The following is a 19,284-nucleotide window of genomic DNA, read 5'->3' on the forward strand; positions in this document are numbered from 1 at the left end:
CCGGCTCAGCCCCCGACAGCCACCCGAACCGCCCGCACCAACGCCTGGGCCCGGGCGTCCGCCGTCACGCTCTTGCGGAAGGCGTTCGTGACGTAGCCGAAGGCGATGCCCGTGTCGGGGTCGGCGAAGCCGAGGGCGCCGCCGCGGCCGGGGTGCCCGAAGGAGCCCAGGGAGAGCAGGGGCGAGGCGGTGCCGTGGAGCATGTAGCCGAGGCCGAAGCGAGTGTTGACGACGAGGACGCGGTCGGGCCCCGCGGACTGTTCCGCGCGGGCCGCCCCGACGGTCTCCGGCGTGAACAGCCGTACGCCGCCGTCCACTTCCCCGATCAGCGCCGCGTAGAAGCGGGCCAGCCCCTCGGCCGTAGCGATGCCGTTGGAGGCGGGCAGGACCGCCGCCCGGTACGCCGGGTCGTTCTCGTCCGGCATCGGCGTGATCGCGGCGAAGGCACGGCGGGTGAGCGAGGACGGATCCGCGTACGCCTCGGAGACCGTCCGCTTCGGGCGGGTCTTCAGGCCACCCGGCGCCGACGGGGCCTCGACCTGCGCGACCCGCCCGACACGCCCCGCCTCCGCCTCCGGCAGCCCGACCCACAGATCCAGCCCCAGCGGCGCCGCGATCTCGTCCGCGATCCACGCGCCGATCGAGCGCCCGGTCACCCGCCGGACCAGCTCGCCGGTCAGCCAGCTGTACGTCTGCGCGTGGTACCCGTGGTCGGCCCCCGGCTCCCACACCGGCGCCTGCGCGGCCACCGCCGCGGCCGCGAGGTCGGGATCCGCCGCCTCGGCCGGGGTGAGCGGACGGTCGAGGACGGGCACCCCGGCCCGGTGCGCGAGCACGTGCCGGACGAGGGTGCGTTCCTTCCCCGCCGCCTTGTACTCGGGCCAGTACTGGCCGACCGGAGCGTCCAGATCGAGTTCCCCGCGCTGGGCGAGCAGCAGCAGTACGGCGGCGGCCACGCCCTTCGTCGCCGAGCGCACGATCTGCGCGGTGCCGTGCTGCCAGGGCTCGGTGCCGTCGACGTCCCGCGTGCCGCCCCACAGGTCGACGACCTTGTGCCCGTCGCGGTACACGGTGGCGGCGGCGCCCAGGTCCCCGAGCACCTCGAAGTTGCGTACGAACGCTTCCCTGACCGGCTCGAAGCCCTCGGCCACTGTGCCGTTCACGTCCACGCCCGCGCTCCTTGTCGCCTCACCTGTGCCACGGTGAGTGCAACACACACGTACAGGCCTGGATTCCTAGCCCAGCAGGATCGTGACCTCGATGTTGCCTCGGGTGGCGTTCGAGTACGGGCAGACCTCGTGGGCCGCGTCCACGAGCTTGGCGGCCAGGTCCTGGTCGACGACGGGGAGCGAGACGCTCAGGGCGACCGCGAGGCCGTAACCGCGCTGCTTGTTCGGGCCGATGCCGACCTTCGCGGCGACGGTGGAGCCGGTGAGGTCGTACCCGGCGCGGCGGCCCACCAGCACCAGCGCGTTGTGGAAGCAGGCGCTGTAGCCGGCGGCGAACAACTGCTCCGGGTTCGTGCCGTTTCCGTCGCCGCCGAGCGCGGGCGGCATCGCGACCCTCAGTTCGAGCTGACCGTCCTGGCTGGTGACGTAGCCGTCCCGGCCGCCGTGCGCGGTGGCTTCGGCGACGTACATGATCTTCGTCGGACGGGTGTCGACAGCGGCGCCATCGATCACGACAGGACCTCCCCCAGGGCGTACAACACGGCAGGTAAAGCGGCAGACGACACAGATGTGTGCAAGTACATCGTGCACAAGGTACCGGCCGGTACGGAATTCTGTGTTACCAGGGGGTAGAAACCCTGGGTAACCCCAGGCGGGCGGCCGGGGCGATGATCGCGGTGCCGCAGGCCCGGTCCGCGCACCGACGCCCGGCGCACATCAGCGGCGCGCGCCGCCCGCCCGTCCGGCCCACTTCAGCGGCCCGCGCCGCCGCCCCCTCCGGCGCACTTCACCGACCCCGCGCAGCCGCCCCCTCCGCACGCTCCGCCAAGCGCCACAGCTCCTCCCGCAGGCGCGCGACCTCGGCCCCGCTCACCCCGGTCGCCGTCAGCAGCGCCTGCGGTACTTCCTGCGCGCGCTCCCGCAGTTCCTCCCCGCGCCCGGTGACCGCCACGAGCACGGAGCGTTCGTCGTGCGCCGAGCGCTCACGGCGCACGAGCCCCGCCGACTCCAGCCGTTTGAGCAGCGGCGACACCGTGCCGTAGTCGAGGTGCAGCGCGGCCGTCAGCTCCTTGACCGTGGTCTCGCCGCGCTCCCAGAGGACCAGCAGGACGAGGTACTGCGGATAGGTGAGACCGAGCTCCTCCAGCAGCGGGCGGTACGCGGCGGTCACGGCGCGCTGGGCGGCGTACAGCGCGAAGCACAGCTGGTCGTCGAGCAGCAGCGAGCCCGGGCTCTTGATGTCCTCGTTCGTCACGCGCCCATTGTTCACGTGCCCATTAGTTCACGCGCCCAGTTCACGCGCCCATGGTCACGGAGCGCGGGTCGAACCCGAAGGGAAGCTCCAGACGGTGGGTGCGCATCAGCTCGTCGTCGGAGAGCAGTTCGCCGGTCTTGCCGTCGGCCGCGATCACGCCCTCGCTCAGGACGAGCGACCGGGGGCACAGTTCGAGGGCGTACGGCAGGTCGTGCGTGACCATGAGGACGGTGACGTCCAACGACCGCAGGATGTCGGCGAGTTCGCGCCGCGAGGCGGGGTCGAGGTTGGACGAGGGCTCATCCAGGACGAGGATCTCCGGCTCCATCGCGAGGACGGTGGCGACCGCCACGCGGCGCCGCTGCCCGAACGACAGATGGTGCGGCGGGCGGTCGGCGAAGGCCTCCATGCCGACCCGCTCCAGCGCCGTACGCACCCGCTCCTCCAGCTCGGCCCCCTTCATCCCCGCCGCGGCCGGCCCGAACGCGACGTCCTCCCGCACGGTCGGCATGAACAGCTGGTCGTCCGGGTCCTGGAAGACGATGCCGACCTTGCGCCGGATCTCGGCCATGTGCCGCTTGCCGACGGGCAGTCCGGCCACCGTCACGGTCCCGGCGCCGCCGCTGAGGATGCCGTTGAGGTGCAGGACGAGGGTGGTTTTGCCGGCGCCGTTCGGGCCGAGCAGCGCGACGCGCTCACCGCGCCCGACGCGGAAGTCCACACCGAAGAGGGCCTGGTGCCCGTCGGGGTAGGCGAAGGCCAGTCCGGCCACTTCGAGAGAGGGGGTCGTCACAGGGTCCATCCCAACAGACATACGACAAGGGCGGCGAACGGGAGGGCGAGGGCGTACGACCACTGCGCCCGGGACGCGGTCACCTCGTCGATGACCGGCATCGAACCGGCGTACCCCCGGCTCACCATGGCGAGATGCACGCGCTCCCCGCGCTCGTACGACCGGATGAACAGCGCGCCCGCCGACTTCGCGAGGACGCCCCAGTGCCGCACGCCACGGGCCTCGAAGCCGCGCGACTCCCGCGCGATCCGCATCCGCCGCATCTCGTCCGTGATGACATCGCCGTATCGGATCATGAAGGAGGCGATCTGCACGAGGAGCGGCGGGAGCTTCAACCGCTGGAGGCCGAGGAGCAGTTCGCGCAGTTCGGTGGTGGAGGCGAGGAGTACGGAGGCGGCGACGCCCAGGGTCCCCTTGGCGAGCACGTTCCACGCGCCCCACAGGCCGTTCACGCTCAACGACAGGCCCAGTACGTCCACCCGCTCGCCCTCCGCCACGAACGGCATCAGCACCGCGAAGGCGACGAACGGGATCTCGATCAGCAGCCGTTTGAGGAGGAATCCGGCCGGCACGCGCGCCTTGTACGCGACGCCCGCGAGCAGGACGGCGTACAGCGCGAACGCCCACATCGCCTCGCGCGGGGTGGAGACGACCACGACCACGAAGGCGAAGGCCGCCGCGAGTTTGGTATGCGGAGGCAGGGCGTGCACGGGTGAGTGTCCGTGCCGGTACAGCCGGTGGGCGTGGCCCGCGCCCATGTCAGATGCCCTCGGGGAGGGAGGCGGGAGACGCGTCGGCGCTGCGGCGCCTGCGGATCGCCCAGAAGACACCGCTGCCCGCGACGACGGTGACGCCGACGCCGATGACGCCCGCGAGGCCGCCGGAGATCCGGGCGTCGGAGATGTCCTTGACGCCGTACCCGGCGAGCGGGGAGTCCTCCGTCGCGTGCTTCTCGACCTTCTTGTCGATGCCCTCGTCCTTGGCGACCTTCTCCAGGCCGTCGGGGCTGGCGGAGGCGTAGAAGCTGACGAACCCGGCGAGGACGAGGGAGGTGACGAGGCCGGTGATCCACACCTTGCGGTGCGAGGAGCGGGCGGCGACGGGGGCGAGGGTCGTGGGGGCGTCGACCAGCTCCCCGTTCACGCGCAGCTTGAGCCGCTGCTGGAGGCCGCGGGCGCCGTACACGAGATCGGGTCGTACGGCGATGACGGCGCCGACGGTGAGCGCGGTGATCGCGGCCTCGCCGATGCCGATGAGGACGTGCACGCCGATCATGGCCGTGGCGACCTTGGAGATCGCGACGTCGGTGGTGCCGCCGACCGCGTAGATGAGGGTGAAGGCGACGGCCGCGGCCGGGACGGACAAGAGCGCGGAGACGAAGGCGGCGACGGTGATGGAGCGCCGCTTGCGGGGCAGCAACTTCACCAGCCCCCGGAAGACGGCGTACGAGACGACCGTCGTCACGATCGCCATGTCCGTGATGTTCACGCCCAGTGCGGTCAGGCCGCCGTCCGCGAAGAGGATGCCCTGCATCAGCAGGACCACCGAGACGCAGAGGACTCCGGTGAAGGGGCCGACGAGTATCGCGGCCAGCGCGCCGCCGAGCAGATGTCCGCTGGTCCCGGCGGCGACCGGGAAGTTCAGCATCTGCACGGCGAAGATGAAGGCGGCGACCAGGCCGGCGAGCGGCGCGGTCTTCTCGTCGAGCTCGCGGCGGGCGCCGCGCAGACTCACGGCGATGGCACCGGCGGCGACCACTGCGGTGACCGCCGAGACCGGGGCGTTGATGAATCCATCAGGCACATGCACCGTTCGATGATAGTGCCTTGTTGCGAATGGCTTGCAAGAGCGAGTCGCCCATGAATAGCTCCCGAGGCCGCTGAACGCCCACCTGGGTCCATGATCAGCCCCTGAGGGATCGCCTCCCGAGGGCGGGGTCTTGGAGGATCACCTCAAATGATCCGGAAGCGGTTTCCGTGAGATGTGCGACATTGGAATGGTGCGGGATTCACAGATTCCGCACAGGTCACGCAGCGTGAGGAGTCGGTTTATGTATGCCGTCGAACAGTACGCCCGCGCCCATATCGTCACCGACACCGCCGACTCCCCCGACGACGAACACCGGGCCGTCCCGGTGGCCCTCCGCTACGACCCGGAGAGCGATCCCCGCCAGGTGCACATCACGCTGCCCGGCCCCCATGACTGGGCCTTCTCCCGCGACCTCCTGGAGAAGGGCTTGCGCGCCCCGGCAGAGTCCGGCGCCGTACGCGTCTGGCCCTGCGGCCGGGTACAGGCGGTCGTGGAATTCCACTCGTCGCACGGTGTATCGGTCGTGCAGTTCGACTCGAAGGCCCTGATCCGCTTCCTGCGCCGCACCTACACGGCGACGACGCCCGCGACGGCCGGCGGCCGGTCGTCCGCCCGGGTCATGCACGGTGCGGCCTCGCACGGCCGCGCCTAGCGTCTAAGCAGGCCTCCGCCTGACCGAAGCCAGGAAAGGGCGCCCCCACGCATGGGGGCACCCTTTCCGCGACTTGAAGCAGGCCGGTCAGACCCGGGCCAGTTCCCGGTCCTCGTCCTCGTCCCTCGACCGCTCGGCGAGCGCGCGCAGGCCCTCGCCCTCGACGTCGACGTTCGGCAGGGCGCGGTCCAGCCACTTCGGCAGCCACCAGGCCTTCTTGCCGAGCAGCGCCAGGACGGCGGGGACGATCGCCATGCGCACGATGAACGCGTCGAAGAAGACGGCGATCGCGAGGCCGAAGCCGATCATCTTGATCATCGACTCGCTGGAGCCGATGAAGCCGGAGAACACCGCGATCATGATGACGGCCGCCGCCGTGACCACCCGCGCGCCGTGCTTGAAGCCGGTCACGATGGCCTGGCTGGGCTTCTCCCCGTGGACGTATGCCTCGCGCATCCGGGTCACGAGGAACACCTCGTAGTCCATGGCGAGACCGAAGACGACGCCCACCATGAAGATCGGCATCATCGACATGATCGGGCCGGTCTCCTCGACGCCCATGAGGCCGGACAGCCAGCCCCACTGGAAGACCGCGACGACCGAGCCGAGGGCCGCCATCACGCTCAGCAGGAAGCCGAGGGCCGCCTTCAGCGGGACCAGGATCGAGCGGAAGACGACGATCAGCAGCAGGAAGGCGAGGCCGACCACCAGCGCCAGATACGGGATCAGCGCGTCGTTGAGCTTCTGCGAGAAGTCGATGTTCATCGCCGTGGTGCCGGTGACCAGCACCGTCGCGTCGGTGTCCGCCTTGATGTCGCCACCCGCGTCACGGATGCCGTGCACCAGGTCCTCGGTCTTGACGGAGGACGGCTTCGAGTCGGGGATCACCGTGATCATCGCGGTGTCGCCGGCCTTGTTGTACGTCGCCGGGGTCACCGTCACGACGCCCTTGAGGTCCTTGACCTTGTCGGACACCTCGGTGACGGCGCCCTTCGGCGCGTCGCTGGCCTTCGCGTCGACGACGACCATCAGCGGGCCGTTGAAGCCGGGCCCGAAGCCCTCGGACAGCAGGTCGTACGCGCGCCGCTGTGTGGTCGACGTCGGCTGCGAACCGTCGTCGGGCAGACCCAGTTCGAGCGAGGACGCCGGGATCGCCGCCGCGCCGAGACCCACGACACCGAGGAGCAGGACAGCCAGCGGGCGGCGCACGACGAAACTCGCCCAGCGCGTGCCCATGTTGGGCTTGCCCTCCTTCTTGGCGGCACGGCCACCGCCGAGCAGCTTGCTCTTCTTGCCCGCGGGCTGGACCCTGCGGCCCGCGTACCCGAGCAGCGCCGGGATCATCGTCAGCGCGATCAGTACGGCGATGGCGACCGTGCCCGCCGCCGCGACGCCCATCTTCGTCAGCATCGGGATGTTGACGACCGCGAGGCCGACCAGTGCGATCACGACCGTGAGACCCGCGAAGACCACCGCCGAGCCCGCCGTGCCGACGGCCCGCCCGGCCGCCTCCTCGCGTTCGCGGCCCTCGGCCAGCTCGGCCCGGTAGCGGGAGACGATGAACAGCGCGTAGTCGATGCCGACCGCGAGGCCGATCATCATCGCGAGGGTGGAGGTGGTGGTGCCGAGGTCGAGCGCGTTCGCGAGCGCCGTGATCGAGGAGACGCCGATGCCCACGCCGATCAGCGCGGTCAGCAGCGGCAGCCCGGCCGCGATCAGCGATCCGAAGGTGATGACCAGCACGACCGCGGCGACCGCGATACCGATGACCTCGGTGGACCCGGTCTCGGGCGTCGCCTGGAGGGCGTCACCGCCCACCTCGACGGTCAGCCCGGCGTCCCGCGCCTCCTGCGCGGTCTCCTTCAAGGCGTCCTTCGAGGCGTCCATCAACTCCATCCCGGAGACCTTGTACTTCACCGACGCGTAGGCGATCGACCCGTCCTTGCTGACGGCCTTCGCCCTGAACGGGTCGGAGACGGAGGTGACTTCGGAGCCGGTGCCGAGGGCCTTGACGGTCTTCTCGACGGTGGCCTTGTTGTCCTTGTCCGACATCTTCTCGCCGCTGGGCGCCTTGAAGACGACGCGCGCGGTCGCTCCGTCGGCGCTCATGCCGGGGAAGCGGTTCTCCAGCAGGTCGAAGGCCTTCTGCGCCTCGGTGCCGGGGATCGAGAAGGACGACGAGCCCGCGGCGGGCGCGGAGGCGGCGCCGACACCCGCGAGCGTCAGCAGTGCCACCCAGATCAGGGCGACGAAGTGCCGTCGCCTGAAGGCGAGTCGGCCGAGTTTGTAGAGGAACGTGGCCACGAGGGCGTACTCCCGGTCAGGTCGTGGGATGGCAGGGGCTGGTGTGATCACCCGTAGTGGGGACAGGGGGGATCAGCCCGACGACGTGAGCGGTCGCGTCAGGTGCAACTGATGGGTCTTACAAGGGAATGGGGGGAAGAGTCAGGCGCCGAGGGCGGGGAAGAGCACGGCGTCGAAGTACTTGCGGAGGAACTCCTGAGTCGGCGGCAGCTCGTCGATGAACGTGCGGGCCACGAAGCCACCGATCACCATGTGCAGCACGTAGTCCAGCGCGGGGTTGTCCGGACGGATCTCACCCCGGTCGACGGCACGCTGGAGCACCGTGCGCATCTCCACGATCTCCGGCTCGATGAGCAGCTCCCGGAAGGCCTTGAGGAGATCGGGGTTGGAGTGGACCGCCATGGCCAGGCCCCGCATCAGCGCGGAGTTCTGCTCCATGGTGCAGTCGTCCTCACGCGCCAGCAGCGTGAGGAAGTCGCCTCGCAGGGACCCCGTGTCGACATCGGCGATGCCCCGCTTGCTGTGCCGCATCGCCTTGACGACCAGCTCGGCCTTGCCGCCCCACTGGCGGTAGAGAGTGGCCTTGCTGGACTTGGTGCGGGCGGCGACGGCGTCCATGGTCAGGGCGTCGTAGCCGACTTCCCGGAGCAGGTCGAGCACGGCCCCGTACAGCTCGGCCTCGCGCTCGGGCGTGATCCGACTGCGACGCGCCGTTGCGACTTCAGCCATCCCACTCACCTTCTCTGCTCCGAACGACACGGTTTCGTACGTCTGTGACGATACCCCCAGCGTCAACGAAACGAAACCGTTTCGTACGTGTTCTGGGTCACGACCCGCGTTTTCACAAGTTGCCGGGGCCCGCCGAGAGGAAAAGCATGGGTAGGTGAGCGACGAGTACGAGAAGGCGACGACGGACCAGGCGACCACCGACGAGGCGATCACGGACCAGGCGACCACGGGCCAGGTGACCACCGACGAGGTGATCACGGACGAGAACGCGCCCGGATACCTGCGCTTCCCGCACCTCAGCGGCGACCTGCTGTGCTTCGCGGCCGAGGACGACCTGTGGGTGGCCCCCCTCGAAGGGTCGGACCGCGCCTGGCGGGTCACCGTGGACCGCACCAAGGTCGGCCACCCCCGCTTCTCGCCGGACGGCCGCCACATCGCGTACACGAGCTGGCGCAGCTTCGTCCCGGAGATCCATCTGGCGCCGGTGGCCGGCGGTCCCGGCAGACGGCTCACCTACTGGGGCAGCGCGGACACCCAGGTCTGCGGCTGGTCCCCCGACGGCGACATCCTCGCCGTCGCCTCGCACGGCGAGCCCTTCTCGCACTACACCTGGGCCTACAAGGTCCCCACCAACGGCGACCCCGGCGGCAAGCTGCCCTGGGGCCCGGTCTCCGCGATCCAGGTCGCCGACATCGACGGCGTGCACAAGACCCTGCTGCTCACCGGCACCCCGCCGCACGAACCGGCCGCCTGGAAGCGGTACCGGGGCGGTGCGATGGGCCGCATCTGGCTGCACGGCCAGCAGCTGCTCGCCCACATCGAAGGCCACCTCGACTGCCCCATGTTCGTCGGCGGGCGGATCGCCTTCCTCTCCGACCACGAAGGCATCGGCAACCTCTACTCCTGCGCGTACGACGGCTCCGACCTGCGCCGGCACACCGACCACGACGCCTTCTACGCCCGGCACGCGTCCAGCGACGGCACCCGGGTCGTCTACCAGTGCGCGGGCGACCTCTGGATCGTCGACGACCTGTCTCCCGAGTCGATCCCGCGCCGCCTCGACGTCCGCCTGGGCGGGCCGCGCGCGGGACGCCGTACGTACCAGGTCCCGGCCACGCAGAATGTCGACAGCATCTCCGTGGACGAGACGGGCCGGGCCAGCGCCGTCGTCGTACGCGGCAGCCTGTACTGGCTCACCCACCGCGACGGTCCCGCGCGCACCCTCACGGACGCCCCGGGCGTACGGGTCCGGCTCCCGGAGATGCTCGGCTCGGGCGGGCAGGTCGCCTACGTGACGAGCGCGGAGGGCGAGGACGCCGTCGAGATCGCCTTCCTCCCGCGCGCCACCGGCGACCGCGAACCGCGCCGCCTCGCCTCCGGCGAGCTGGGCCGCGTACAGGAACTGGTGTCGGACCCGCAGGGCGAGCGTCTCGCGATCGCCTCGAACGACGGGCGGCTGCTGTTGCTCACTGTGTCTGACAAAGCGGCTGCCGCCGCGGGCACCGAGGAGTCCGGGGGCACCTCCCGGACGGAGTCTGGGGGAGACGAGGTCACCGAGCTCATTCGGTCCATCAACGGGCCAGTACGCGACCTCGCCTTCTCGCCGGACGGGGCATGGCTGACCTGGTCGCACCCGGGCATCGGCCGCTCCCTGCGCCAGATCAAGATGGCGCGGATAAAGGACCGCCTGATCGTCGACGTCACCAACGGCCGCTTCGAGGACGAGAACCCGGTGTTCACACGGGACGGGCGCTATCTGGCCTTCCTGTCCTGGCGCGGCTTCGACCCGGTCTACGACGTGCACACCGGGGATCTCTCCTTCCCGCTCGGCTGCAGGCCTTATCTGGTGCCGTTGTCGTCCGCGGTCCCCTCCCCCTTCGCTCTGAACCCCGAAGGGCGTCCGGTCGCCGGGGGCCTGGACCCGGTCGAGGACGAGGGCGACCACGGCGCCGTGAGCGTCGAGCTCGAAGGCCTGGAGAGCCGGGTGACACCCTTCCCGGTCACCGCCTCCAAGTACTCGGCGCTGTGCCCGGTCGCGGGCGGCGGCCTGGTCTGGCTGCGCTGGCCGATCTCGGGCGCGCTCGGCGAGACCTTCGCGAACCCGGCCGACCTGTCCGGCCGCCCGACCCTCGAATACTTCAACCTCGCCAAGGCGAAGAAGTCCGAACTCGTCGAGCATCTGGACTGGTTCGCGGTGAGCGGCGACGGAACCCGGCTGGTGGTCGTGGACGAGGGCGACCTGCGTGCCGTCCCCTCCACCGAGTCCGGCGACATCGACTCCACGGTCTGGATCGACCTGCGCCGCATCATCCACACCGTGGACCCGCCCACCGAATGGCGCCAGGCGTACGCGGAGGCGGGCCGCATCATCCGCGCCTACTTCTGGGAACCGCACATGTGCGGCATCGACTGGGACGCGGTCCTCGATCAGTACCGTCCGCTGGTCGAACGGGTCGCGTCACCGGACGAGTTCGCCGACCTGCTGCGCGAAGTGCTGGGCGAACTGGGCACGTCGCACGCGTACGTCTCCGCCGCCCGCCGCAACGAAGGCCCGGCCCACTACCAGCGCTGGCAGGGCCTGCTGGGTGCCAACTTCGTTCGCCGCAACGGAAGTTGGATGCTCAAGCGGATCCTCCCCGGCGACTCCTCCGACTCCAAGGCCCGCTCTCCGCTTGCCGGTACGGGCATCCGCGAGGGCGCGGTGCTCACCCATGTCGACGGCCGCCCCGTAGACCCGGTGACGGGTCCGTATCCCCTGCTGGCGGGCGCGGGCGGTACGACGGTGGAGCTGACGTTCACCCCGGCGGAGGGCGAGGGCCCCTCGCGCCGGGTGGCCGTGGTCCCGCTGATCGACGAGCGGCCACTGCGCTACCAGGACTGGGTGGCCAAACGCCGCGAAGTCGTACGGGAGTTGAGCCACGGCATGTGCGGGTATCTGCACATCCCGGACATGGGCGGCTCGGGCTGGGCCCAGTTCAACCGCGATCTGCGCATGGAGCTCTCGCGCCCCGCCCTCATCGTCGACGTACGCGGCAACGCGGGCGGCCACATCAGCGAGCTGGTCATCGAGAAGCTGACGCGCACGATCCTGGGCTGGGACCTGACGCGCAACGCCCAGCCGGTGTCATACGCCTCGAACGCCCCGCGCGGCCCGGTGGTGGCGCTGGCGGACGAGGCGACCTCGTCGGACGGCGACATGATCACGGCCGCCTTCAAGCTGCTGAAACTCGGCCCTGTGGTCGGCCAGCGCACCTGGGGCGGCGTCGTCGGCATGACCGGCCGCCACCGCCTCGGCGACGGCACGGTCATCACGGTCCCCATGAACGCGGCCTGGTTCGACGCGTACGGCTGGTCCATCGAAAACCGGGGCGTCATCCCGGACTTGGACATCCTGCGCACCCCACTCGACTGGGCCGAGGGCCGCCACGCCCAACTCGACGACGCGATCCAACTCGCCCTGGACCTCCTGCACACCAACCCGGCGGCATCCCCACCGGACTACTCACACGTCCCGGACAGAACGAGACCGAAGCTTCCCCCGAGAAGTTGACCATCGTGCCCACGCGTCCCGCTCAACCCCAGCGGCAGCCAACACAAGAATGGGGCGCCCTCATTCAAGAGGGCGCCCCATCCCGGGTAAAGCCGGCGCAGCAAGTCGCAGCGACTCAGACGTCGTAGTCCTGGTCGAAGCGGTCCTGAGCCTCCTGCTGAGTGCGCTCGGTCTCCCGCTGCTTCTGCGAGCGCTGGTTCGGCGAAGTCCGCTCGCGCGTCTGCTCCTTCGCGTCACCCATCTTCTTCTTGGCCTGCTGCTTCATCTGCTCGGCCTTGTCCTGGAACTGGTCCTTCATGCCCATGAGGTTTCACTCCCGTAGTGGGTGAGGGGATTGGGCCTCGACCAGACTGACACGGTGGCACAAAGCACGCATTTCGATCAGTGACGCACGGTGAGCCATGGCAGATGACTCAAGGTGAGGTGCCCTGCCGCTGCTGCTCGTCGGCGGCTCCACCGGCCCCGACCAGCCCCGTACGCACACTTGCGAGCCGTGGCTCGAACCGCCGCATCTCCCGCTGGCCGACCGCCCCGATGATCCCGGGCAGATACCCACGGACGCCCTGCATCCCCCGCAGCCACCACTGCGCGTACACATGACTCGACCGCCGCTCGATCCCGGCGACGATCCGGTCCACCGCGGGCCCCAGCGGATACGTCTTGTTGGACGGCCACGGCAGCCGCTGCCGCAGTTCGCGCATCACCTCGTCCTGGTCGGCGCCCCGCACCATGTCGGTGTCGGTCCACGACAGATAACCGACCCCGACCCGCACGCCCTTGTAGCCGACCTCGGCGCGCAGGCTGTGCGCGTACGCCTCTACGCCCGACTTGGACGCGCAGTACGCGGTCATCATGGGGGCCGGAGTGATCGCGGCCAGCGAGGCGATCTGCAGCAGGTACCCCCGGCTCTCCATCAGCACGGGCAGAAACGCCCGCGCCGTCACCGCCGATCCGATCAGATTGACCTCGATGACGCGCCGCCAGGCGACAGGATCGGAGTCCATGAAGGGCCCGCCACTGGCGACCCCCGCGTTGGCGACGACGATGTCGACCTTCCCGAACCGCTGCTTGACCTGCTCGGCGACCCGCGCCATGGCCTCGTGGTCGGTGACGTCGGCGTACCAGTGGTCGCTGTCGCTGTGCAGCCGCTCGGAGACCTGCTTGAGCGCGGCCGCCTCCAGGCCGACGAGCGCGACCTTGGCGCCGCGCGCGGAGAGCTTACGGGCGAGGAGTTCGCCGACGCCCCGCGCCGCCCCCGTGACGACCGCGACCTGCCCTTCCAGGCTCACCCTGCTCATGCGCCCTCCTTGATCTCTGCGGTTTTTGCGATCTCTGCGGTCTTTGCGGTCTCTGCGGTCTCTGCGGCTTCCGGCGCCCCTGAGGTGTACGTGGTGACGAGTTCACGTATGCGCGAGGTCACCAGCTCGGGCGCCTCCACCGGTGTCATGTGTCCGAGCCCCGGCAACTCGGTGATCCCGACGCAGTTCGGCAGCGCGGCGACCAGGGCGCGCGCGTGCACGATGGGCGTCAACCGGTCCGCCGTGCCCGCGACCACGGCCGTCGGCACCCGCAACTCCCGTACCCCGTGGTCGAGATCGAGCAGTTCGAGGACGACCGACCACGCGTACCGCACCTTGCGCGGGCACGCGTGCACGATCCGCGCGCACGCCTCGACCATGCCGGGCGACGAACCGGCGCCCATGGTCGCGTACTTGAGGATCCGCTGGGCGATCGGTGTGACCGGCCCGAGCGGCGCGCGCGAGCCGAGGACGGACTTGGTGATACGGGTCCGCAGCCGCCCGGCGCGCATCGGCACGACGCGCGCCTCCGCGACCAACCGCGAGCTCCCCGTACTGCACAGCAGCGCTGCCGCCGCGTGCTCCTTGAAGCGCGCCCGCGCCGAGGCGGCCATGAGCGTCATCCCGCCCATGGAGTGCCCCACGAGCACGGCCTTCTCGCCCGGCGCGAGGGTGGCGGCGAGCACCGCCTCCAGGTCGTCGGCGAGCGCCTCCGTACTGCACCTGGCGCTCGCGGGGCTGCGCCCGTGCCCGCGCTGGTCGTAGGCGATGACCCGGTGGTCGGCGGCGAGGTCGCGTATCTGCGCCGCCCAGAAGGCGGTCGAGCAGGTCCAGCCGTGCGCGAGGACGACGGCGGGCGCACTCTCGGGCCCATGCACCTCGACGTGCAGTCGTGCGCCGTCGGCGGAGACGGCGGTCAGCTCGCGCGCGGGCGCGGGTGGCGCGTACGCCCCGTGCGCCACATGCATCAGTCGGCTCACGCCTCGGCCTCCACCTTCTTCTCGGTGCGGGACGTGCCGACCGTCGACGCTTCGGGCGCCCGCAGGACCTCGTACTCCCCGAGGTCCACGCGCCGTGTGGCCGTGCGGAACTCGCTCGTCGTGCCCGGCCAGATGGTGGTGTTGACGCCGTTGGCGTCGAGGTACCAGCTGGTGCAGCCGCCGGTGTTCCACACCGTGCGCTTCATGCGCTCCTGGACCTTGCGGTTCCAGGCGTTCACGGCGTTGGGGCGCGCGTCGAGGGCCGCGCGCCCGCCGAGTACGTCCAACTGCCGTACGAAATCGGCCATGTAGTTCAGCTGGGACTCGATCATCAGGATCATCGACGAGTTCCCGAGACCGGTGTTGGGCCCGATGATCGTCATCCAGTTGGGGAAGCCAGCCGCGGTGGCGCCGCGCAGCGACTTCATGCCGGTCCGCCACACCTCGGCGAGCGTCCTGCCATCGGCGCCCACGACCCGCTCGGCGATCGGCATGTCGGTGACGTGGAAGCCCGTACCGAAGATGATCGCGTCGGCCTCGGCGGTGCTGCCGTCGGCAGCGACGAGGGTGGAGCCGTCGATCTCGGCGAGCCCGGACGCCACCACGTCCACATTCGGCCGGGTGAGCGCCGGGTAGTACTCGCTGGAGAGCAGGATGCGCTTGCAGCCGATGCGGTAGTCGGGGGTCAGCTTGGCGCGCAAGGCCGGATCCTTGATGACACGGGCCATGTTCCGCTTGGCCAGCCGCTCCACCGGACCGAGCTCGCCCGGCCGCTTGGTGAACGCCTGGACCTGCAACTCCCGGATGCCCCACAGGAGTCCGCGCCGGGCCTGCGTGGTGAAGGGCAACTGGCGATGGATCCAGCGCTCGGCGCCACTGATGGCCCGGTCGACGCGCGGCATCACCCACGGCGGAGTGCGCTGGAACAGCGTCAGCTTCGCGACCTCGGGCTGGATGGACGGCACGATCTGGATGGCCGAGGCCCCCGTGCCGATCATGGCGACACGCTTGCCGCGCAGGTCGTAGTCGTGGTCCCAGCGGGCCGAGTGGAAGACCTTGCCGGGGAAGGTGTCGATCCCCGGGATGTCCGGGATCTTGGGGTCGGAGAGCGGCCCGGTGGCGGAGACGACGACGTCCGCCGTGAGGAACCCGCTGCTGGTCTCGATCCCCCAGCGCAGCTTCTCCGCGTCCCAGGTCATCATCTTCACTTCGGAGTTGAAGCGCAGATGCGACCGCAGCCGGAAGACGTCCGCCACGTGCTCCAGGTACGCCCGGATGTGCCGCTGCCCGGAGAACGTGCGCGGCCAGTCGGGGTTGGGCGCGAACGAGAACGAGTAGAGGTGGGACGGTACGTCGCAGGCGCACCCCGGGTAGCTGTTGTCCCGCCAGGTGCCGCCCACACTGTCGGCCCGCTCCAGGACGACGAAGTCGGTGACCCCTTCGCGGCGCAGCCGCACGGCGGCTCCCAGACCGCCGAACCCGGACCCGATCACCGCCACCCGTACATGCTCGTGCTCGGTCATCCCGACGCCTCCCTAGCCGCACGACCCTGCCAGTGAACACTGGCGCAGTGGGGAGCGTAGAGCAGCGGCGTACTCATGGGTAGGGGTCGCGACCGCGAAAGTTACCCGGGGTACGACATAGGGTGCGGACGTGGCGGAGAAGCGTGAGTACCGGATGGAGGAGCTGGCCAAGGAGGCCGGCATCACCGTGCGCACCCTGCGCTTCTACCGGGAGCGCAAGCTCATACCGCCGCCCCGCCGCGAGGGCCGTATCGCCTGGTACGACGACACACACCTGGCCCGCCTGCGCACGATCTCGGCGCTCCTCGAACGCGGCCACACCCTCAGCGGCATCGCCGAGCTGGCCGAGGCCTTCGACCACGGCCGTGACGTGGGCGAGCTGCTGGGCCTGGGCGAGCCCACCGAGGAAACCCCCGTCCGCCTCTCCCCCGAGGAACTGGCCGACGTCTTCGCGGGCCAGGCGACCCCGGAGAACCTCGCCGCCGCCCTCGACCTCGGCTACCTCGGCACCGACGGCGGCGAGATCGTCCACATCAGCCGTCGACTGCTCGACGTCTCGGCGGCCCTGGTCCGCGAGGGCATCCCGCTCGCCGACGTCCTCACCGCCGCCCGCCGCGTCCGCGAACACGCCGACGCCCTCGCCGAACTCTTCACCACCCTCGTCCTCACCGAGGACCGCACGGCCGAGGACCTCCAGCGCCTGCGCCCGCTGGCGAAGAGCGTGGTGGAGGCGGAGGTGTCGATGGCACTGGACCGCCGGCTCAGCCGACGTCCCGGGGCTTGAGTGTCCGCGGTCCGGAAGGGGCCGCGGAGGAACCATCGGAGATCCAGAACCCCGCCCCCTGAGCGTTCACCCCATCGAGCTACTTTCCGGCCAACGGAAGACAAACCTCAGTTCGCACTCCGAGAGTGAGACCGAAAAGACCCCGGCGGCTGTCCTACCAGCCCCGGGGCATGGCCGACACCGTCGAGGAGTGCCAACATGCCCAAGCGCAAGGCCCCACAGGCTTCGCCGCCTTCGCCTTGCGCTGAGCGACCGAGAGCTCTCACCGCACTGCGCCTCAACTACCTGACCGGCGCGACCACTTCACCTGGTCGACAGCGCTCCGCGATCCAACTCTGCGCCGATCGGCTCGACTTCACGCTGGTAGGCGAAGCATCGGACCTTGGCGTCTCGGCCCGCAGGACGTCCCCGTTCGACAGGCCGTCCCTGTCGTCCTGGCCGCGGCGCCCCCAGAAGTAGGACACCGTCGTGTGGTCCCACATTGACCGTGCCGTGCGATCTGTGGCGCACATGACCGAGTTGATCGCATGGGGGCGGCAGCACGACCGGACACTCGTCTTCGGAAGCGCTGCGTGCGGCTGGCCGGAGCGGCACTGTGCCGGCTGCGGCGGACGCATGTACTTCGCCGCGCGCAAGGGGTATCCGTATGGCGACTACGTGTGCCGTGCCCCTGCCCGAGGCTAGGTGTGCCCGCGCCTCCGGCATGCGATCCGACCGGCTCGAGGAATACGCGGTCAACCGCTACCGCCGGACGGCCACCGCAGAGGCCGAGGTGATCCGGGAGCACCTTCTCCACAGCGGTGTCCGCGTCACCGTCGCCAAAGGCCGCTCGGGCGGCGGCCCCGCTCGCCTGGCCGGGCCGGACACCTCACGCCTGACCTTCACCATCGGGCAGTTCCCCGCCGCATGTCGGGGCGACCGAGGTCCCACTGGGCGTGCCGCGCCGATCGGAGCGGCACATCCCGTACCCGTCAGGTCTCGAAGACCACGGTCACCGGCGCATGGTCCGACCAGCGCTCCTCATGGCTGGCGGCCCGCTCCACGTACCCCTTGACCGCACGCCGGGCGAGCCCAGGAGTCGCGACGGCGAGGTCGATCCTCCAACCTGAATCGTTGTCGAAGGCTCGTCCCCGGTACGACCACCACGAATACGGCCCTTCGACATCGGGGTGCAGCGCCCGCACGACATCGACGTACCCGCCGTCCTCAAGGTCGAAGACCCGCCCCATCCACTCCCGCTCCTCGGGCAGGAAGCCGGAGTTCTTCTTGTTGCCGCGCCAGTTCTTGAGGTCGGCCTCCTGGTGGGCGATGTTCCAGTCGCCGCAGACCACGACCTCGCGCCCGTCGGCGGCGGCCCGCTCGCGCAGCCCCTTCAGGTAGGCGAGGAACTCCCCCATGAACCGGATCTTCTCGTCCTGCCGCTCGGTCCCGACCTCACCGGAGGGCAGATAGAGGCTGGCGACGGTGACACCGGGCAGGTCGGCCTCGACGTAGCGCCCGCTGGAGTCGAACTCCTCGGACCCGAACCCGACCCGTACGCGGTCCGGCTCACGCCGGGTGTACAGAGAGACCCCCGCACGCCCCTTGGCGGCGGCGGGAGCGTGCACGACATGCCACCCCTCCGGCGCCCGTACGTTCTCGGGGAGCTGTCCGGGCTCGGCCCGCACCTCCTGAAGGCACAGCACATCCGCGGAGGTCCCCGCGAGCCACTCCACGAAACCCTTCTTCGCGGCGGCCCGGAGCCCGTTCACATTCACAGAGGTCACAGTCAGCACCCGGGCACGATACTTAATCCGTACACGTCAGCCGATGCATAGAAGTACGATATTACGCATGAATATCCAGCCGATCCCCTTCGACCACCCCGATGCCGTCAAGCTCAACGACCAGGTGCAGGCCGAATACGCCGAGCGCTACGGCGACGAGGGCGACGCCACACACCTCGACGCGTCGATGTTCGCCCCGCCGCTCGGCCTCTACCTCATGGCGTACGACAAGCGGGACCGCCCGTTGGCCACAGGCGGCTGGCGCACCCAGGACGAGAACGACGAGGGGTACTCGGACGGCGACGCCGAGCTCAAGCGCATGTACGTGGTCCCCGAGGCCCGCGGTCTCGGCCTCGCCCGGCGCATCCTGGCCGCCCTGGAGGCCGACGCCCGCGCGGCCGGCCGCACCCGCATGGTCCTGGAAACCGGCTCCAAGCAGCCCGAGGCCGTCGCCCTCTACACATCGAGCGGCTATGAACTCTGCCCCAAATTCGGCTACTACCGCTTCCACGAACTGAGCCTCTGCTACGCCAAGACGCTTTAGCGAACGCGCTCTGCCCAACGCGCTCTGCCCAACGCGCTCCAGCCAACGCCTAGGCGTTTCAGGACTGGGGCAGGGCTCTCCAGGGCAGGTAGGACGGGGCTGTGAGCCGATTGTCAGTGGCACCGTGC

At 70.1% G+C, this 19,284-nt stretch carries 17 protein-coding genes; 4 read left to right on the forward strand and 13 right to left on the reverse strand.

Going from position 1 to position 19,284, the window contains the following annotated elements; all coding sequences use genetic code 11:
• Positions 1–5: 5 nt before the first annotated feature.
• The 6 genes from ACFY0T_RS39555 to ACFY0T_RS39580 form a co-directional block, all read right to left on the reverse strand.
• Positions 6–1,169: a serine hydrolase domain-containing protein gene (locus tag ACFY0T_RS39555; RefSeq protein ID WP_388882422.1), complete on the reverse strand. Its 1,164-nt coding sequence runs from the start codon at positions 1,167–1,169 to the stop codon at positions 6–8.
• Between the two features lie 66 nt (positions 1,170–1,235).
• Positions 1,236–1,682 carry an organic hydroperoxide resistance protein gene (locus ACFY0T_RS39560; RefSeq protein ID WP_388882425.1) on the reverse strand — a complete coding sequence of 149 codons (447 nt, stop codon included), beginning with the start codon at positions 1,680–1,682 and terminating at the stop codon, positions 1,236–1,238.
• Positions 1,683–1,956: 274 nt separating this feature from the next.
• The gene (locus ACFY0T_RS39565; protein WP_388882428.1) at positions 1,957–2,424 is read right to left on the reverse strand and encodes a MarR family winged helix-turn-helix transcriptional regulator; all 468 of its coding nucleotides are present in this window, start codon (positions 2,422–2,424) and stop codon (positions 1,957–1,959) included.
• A gap of 40 nt (positions 2,425–2,464) precedes the next feature.
• Entirely contained in the window at positions 2,465–3,226 is a 762-nt protein-coding gene (locus tag ACFY0T_RS39570; RefSeq protein ID WP_388882431.1) for an energy-coupling factor ABC transporter ATP-binding protein, read from the reverse strand.
• A complete protein-coding gene (gene cbiQ / locus ACFY0T_RS39575; RefSeq protein ID WP_388882434.1) occupies positions 3,214–3,975 on the reverse strand; it encodes a cobalt ECF transporter T component CbiQ in 762 nt (253 codons plus the stop codon). Before cbiQ ends, ACFY0T_RS39570 begins: the two co-directional genes overlap by 13 nt.
• 1 nt (position 3,976) lies before the next feature.
• The gene (locus tag ACFY0T_RS39580) at positions 3,977–5,026 is read right to left on the reverse strand and encodes an energy-coupling factor ABC transporter permease (protein WP_388882437.1); all 1,050 of its coding nucleotides are present in this window, start codon (positions 5,024–5,026) and stop codon (positions 3,977–3,979) included.
• Between the two features lie 241 nt (positions 5,027–5,267).
• Here ACFY0T_RS39580 and ACFY0T_RS39585 point away from each other — a divergent pair, with 241 nt between their 5' ends.
• Entirely contained in the window at positions 5,268–5,678 is a 411-nt protein-coding gene (locus ACFY0T_RS39585; RefSeq protein ID WP_388882440.1) for an SsgA family sporulation/cell division regulator, read from the forward strand.
• An 87-nt stretch (positions 5,679–5,765) separates the two neighbouring features.
• Here ACFY0T_RS39585 and ACFY0T_RS39590 read toward each other — a convergent pair whose 3' ends face one another.
• Both ACFY0T_RS39590 and ACFY0T_RS39595 read right to left on the reverse strand, forming a co-directional pair.
• The gene (locus ACFY0T_RS39590; RefSeq protein WP_388882443.1) at positions 5,766–7,982 is read right to left on the reverse strand and encodes an MMPL family transporter; all 2,217 of its coding nucleotides are present in this window, start codon (positions 7,980–7,982) and stop codon (positions 5,766–5,768) included.
• A gap of 141 nt (positions 7,983–8,123) precedes the next feature.
• Complete coding sequence (locus ACFY0T_RS39595; RefSeq protein ID WP_388882446.1) at positions 8,124–8,711, reverse strand: TetR/AcrR family transcriptional regulator; 588 nt, start codon at positions 8,709–8,711, stop codon at positions 8,124–8,126.
• Positions 8,712–8,961: 250 nt separating this feature from the next.
• Between ACFY0T_RS39595 and ACFY0T_RS39600 the strand changes: the two genes are divergently transcribed.
• Entirely contained in the window at positions 8,962–12,261 is a 3,300-nt protein-coding gene (locus ACFY0T_RS39600; RefSeq protein ID WP_388882582.1) for a S41 family peptidase, read from the forward strand.
• A 115-nt stretch (positions 12,262–12,376) separates the two neighbouring features.
• Here the strand turns inward: ACFY0T_RS39600 and ACFY0T_RS39605 are convergent, their stop codons facing one another.
• The 4 genes from ACFY0T_RS39605 to ACFY0T_RS39620 all read right to left on the reverse strand — a co-directional run bounded on the left by ACFY0T_RS39605 (position 12,377) and on the right by ACFY0T_RS39620 (position 16,062).
• Entirely contained in the window at positions 12,377–12,559 is a 183-nt protein-coding gene (locus tag ACFY0T_RS39605; protein ID WP_388882449.1) for a hypothetical protein, read from the reverse strand.
• Between the two features lie 115 nt (positions 12,560–12,674).
• The gene (locus tag ACFY0T_RS39610; RefSeq protein ID WP_388882452.1) at positions 12,675–13,559 is read right to left on the reverse strand and encodes an SDR family oxidoreductase; all 885 of its coding nucleotides are present in this window, start codon (positions 13,557–13,559) and stop codon (positions 12,675–12,677) included.
• On the reverse strand, positions 13,556–14,539 hold the full coding sequence (locus ACFY0T_RS39615) for an alpha/beta fold hydrolase (protein ID WP_388882455.1): 984 nt from the start codon (positions 14,537–14,539) through the stop codon (positions 13,556–13,558). The genes ACFY0T_RS39610 and ACFY0T_RS39615 overlap by 4 nt, the downstream gene beginning before the upstream one ends.
• Positions 14,536–16,062, reverse strand: coding sequence for a flavin-containing monooxygenase (locus tag ACFY0T_RS39620; RefSeq protein ID WP_388882457.1), 1,527 nt, complete (start codon positions 16,060–16,062; stop codon positions 14,536–14,538). The genes ACFY0T_RS39615 and ACFY0T_RS39620 overlap by 4 nt, the downstream gene beginning before the upstream one ends.
• A gap of 154 nt (positions 16,063–16,216) precedes the next feature.
• Between ACFY0T_RS39620 and ACFY0T_RS39625 the strand changes: the two genes are divergently transcribed.
• On the forward strand, positions 16,217–16,846 hold the full coding sequence (locus tag ACFY0T_RS39625) for a MerR family transcriptional regulator (protein WP_388882585.1): 630 nt from the start codon (positions 16,217–16,219) through the stop codon (positions 16,844–16,846).
• Between the two features lie 971 nt (positions 16,847–17,817).
• Here ACFY0T_RS39625 and ACFY0T_RS39630 read toward each other — a convergent pair.
• On the reverse strand, positions 17,818–18,621 hold the full coding sequence (locus tag ACFY0T_RS39630; RefSeq protein WP_388882460.1) for an exodeoxyribonuclease III: 804 nt from the start codon (positions 18,619–18,621) through the stop codon (positions 17,818–17,820).
• Between the two features lie 58 nt (positions 18,622–18,679).
• Between ACFY0T_RS39630 and ACFY0T_RS39635 the strand changes: the two genes are divergently transcribed.
• Complete coding sequence (locus ACFY0T_RS39635; RefSeq protein WP_388882462.1) at positions 18,680–19,156, forward strand: GNAT family N-acetyltransferase; 477 nt, start codon at positions 18,680–18,682, stop codon at positions 19,154–19,156.
• The last annotated feature ends 128 nt before the right edge of the window (positions 19,157–19,284 follow it).

It is taken from the genome of Streptomyces sp. NPDC001530 (genome assembly GCF_042894545.1).
Taxonomy (GTDB): Bacteria; Actinomycetota; Actinomycetes; order Streptomycetales; family Streptomycetaceae; genus Streptomyces.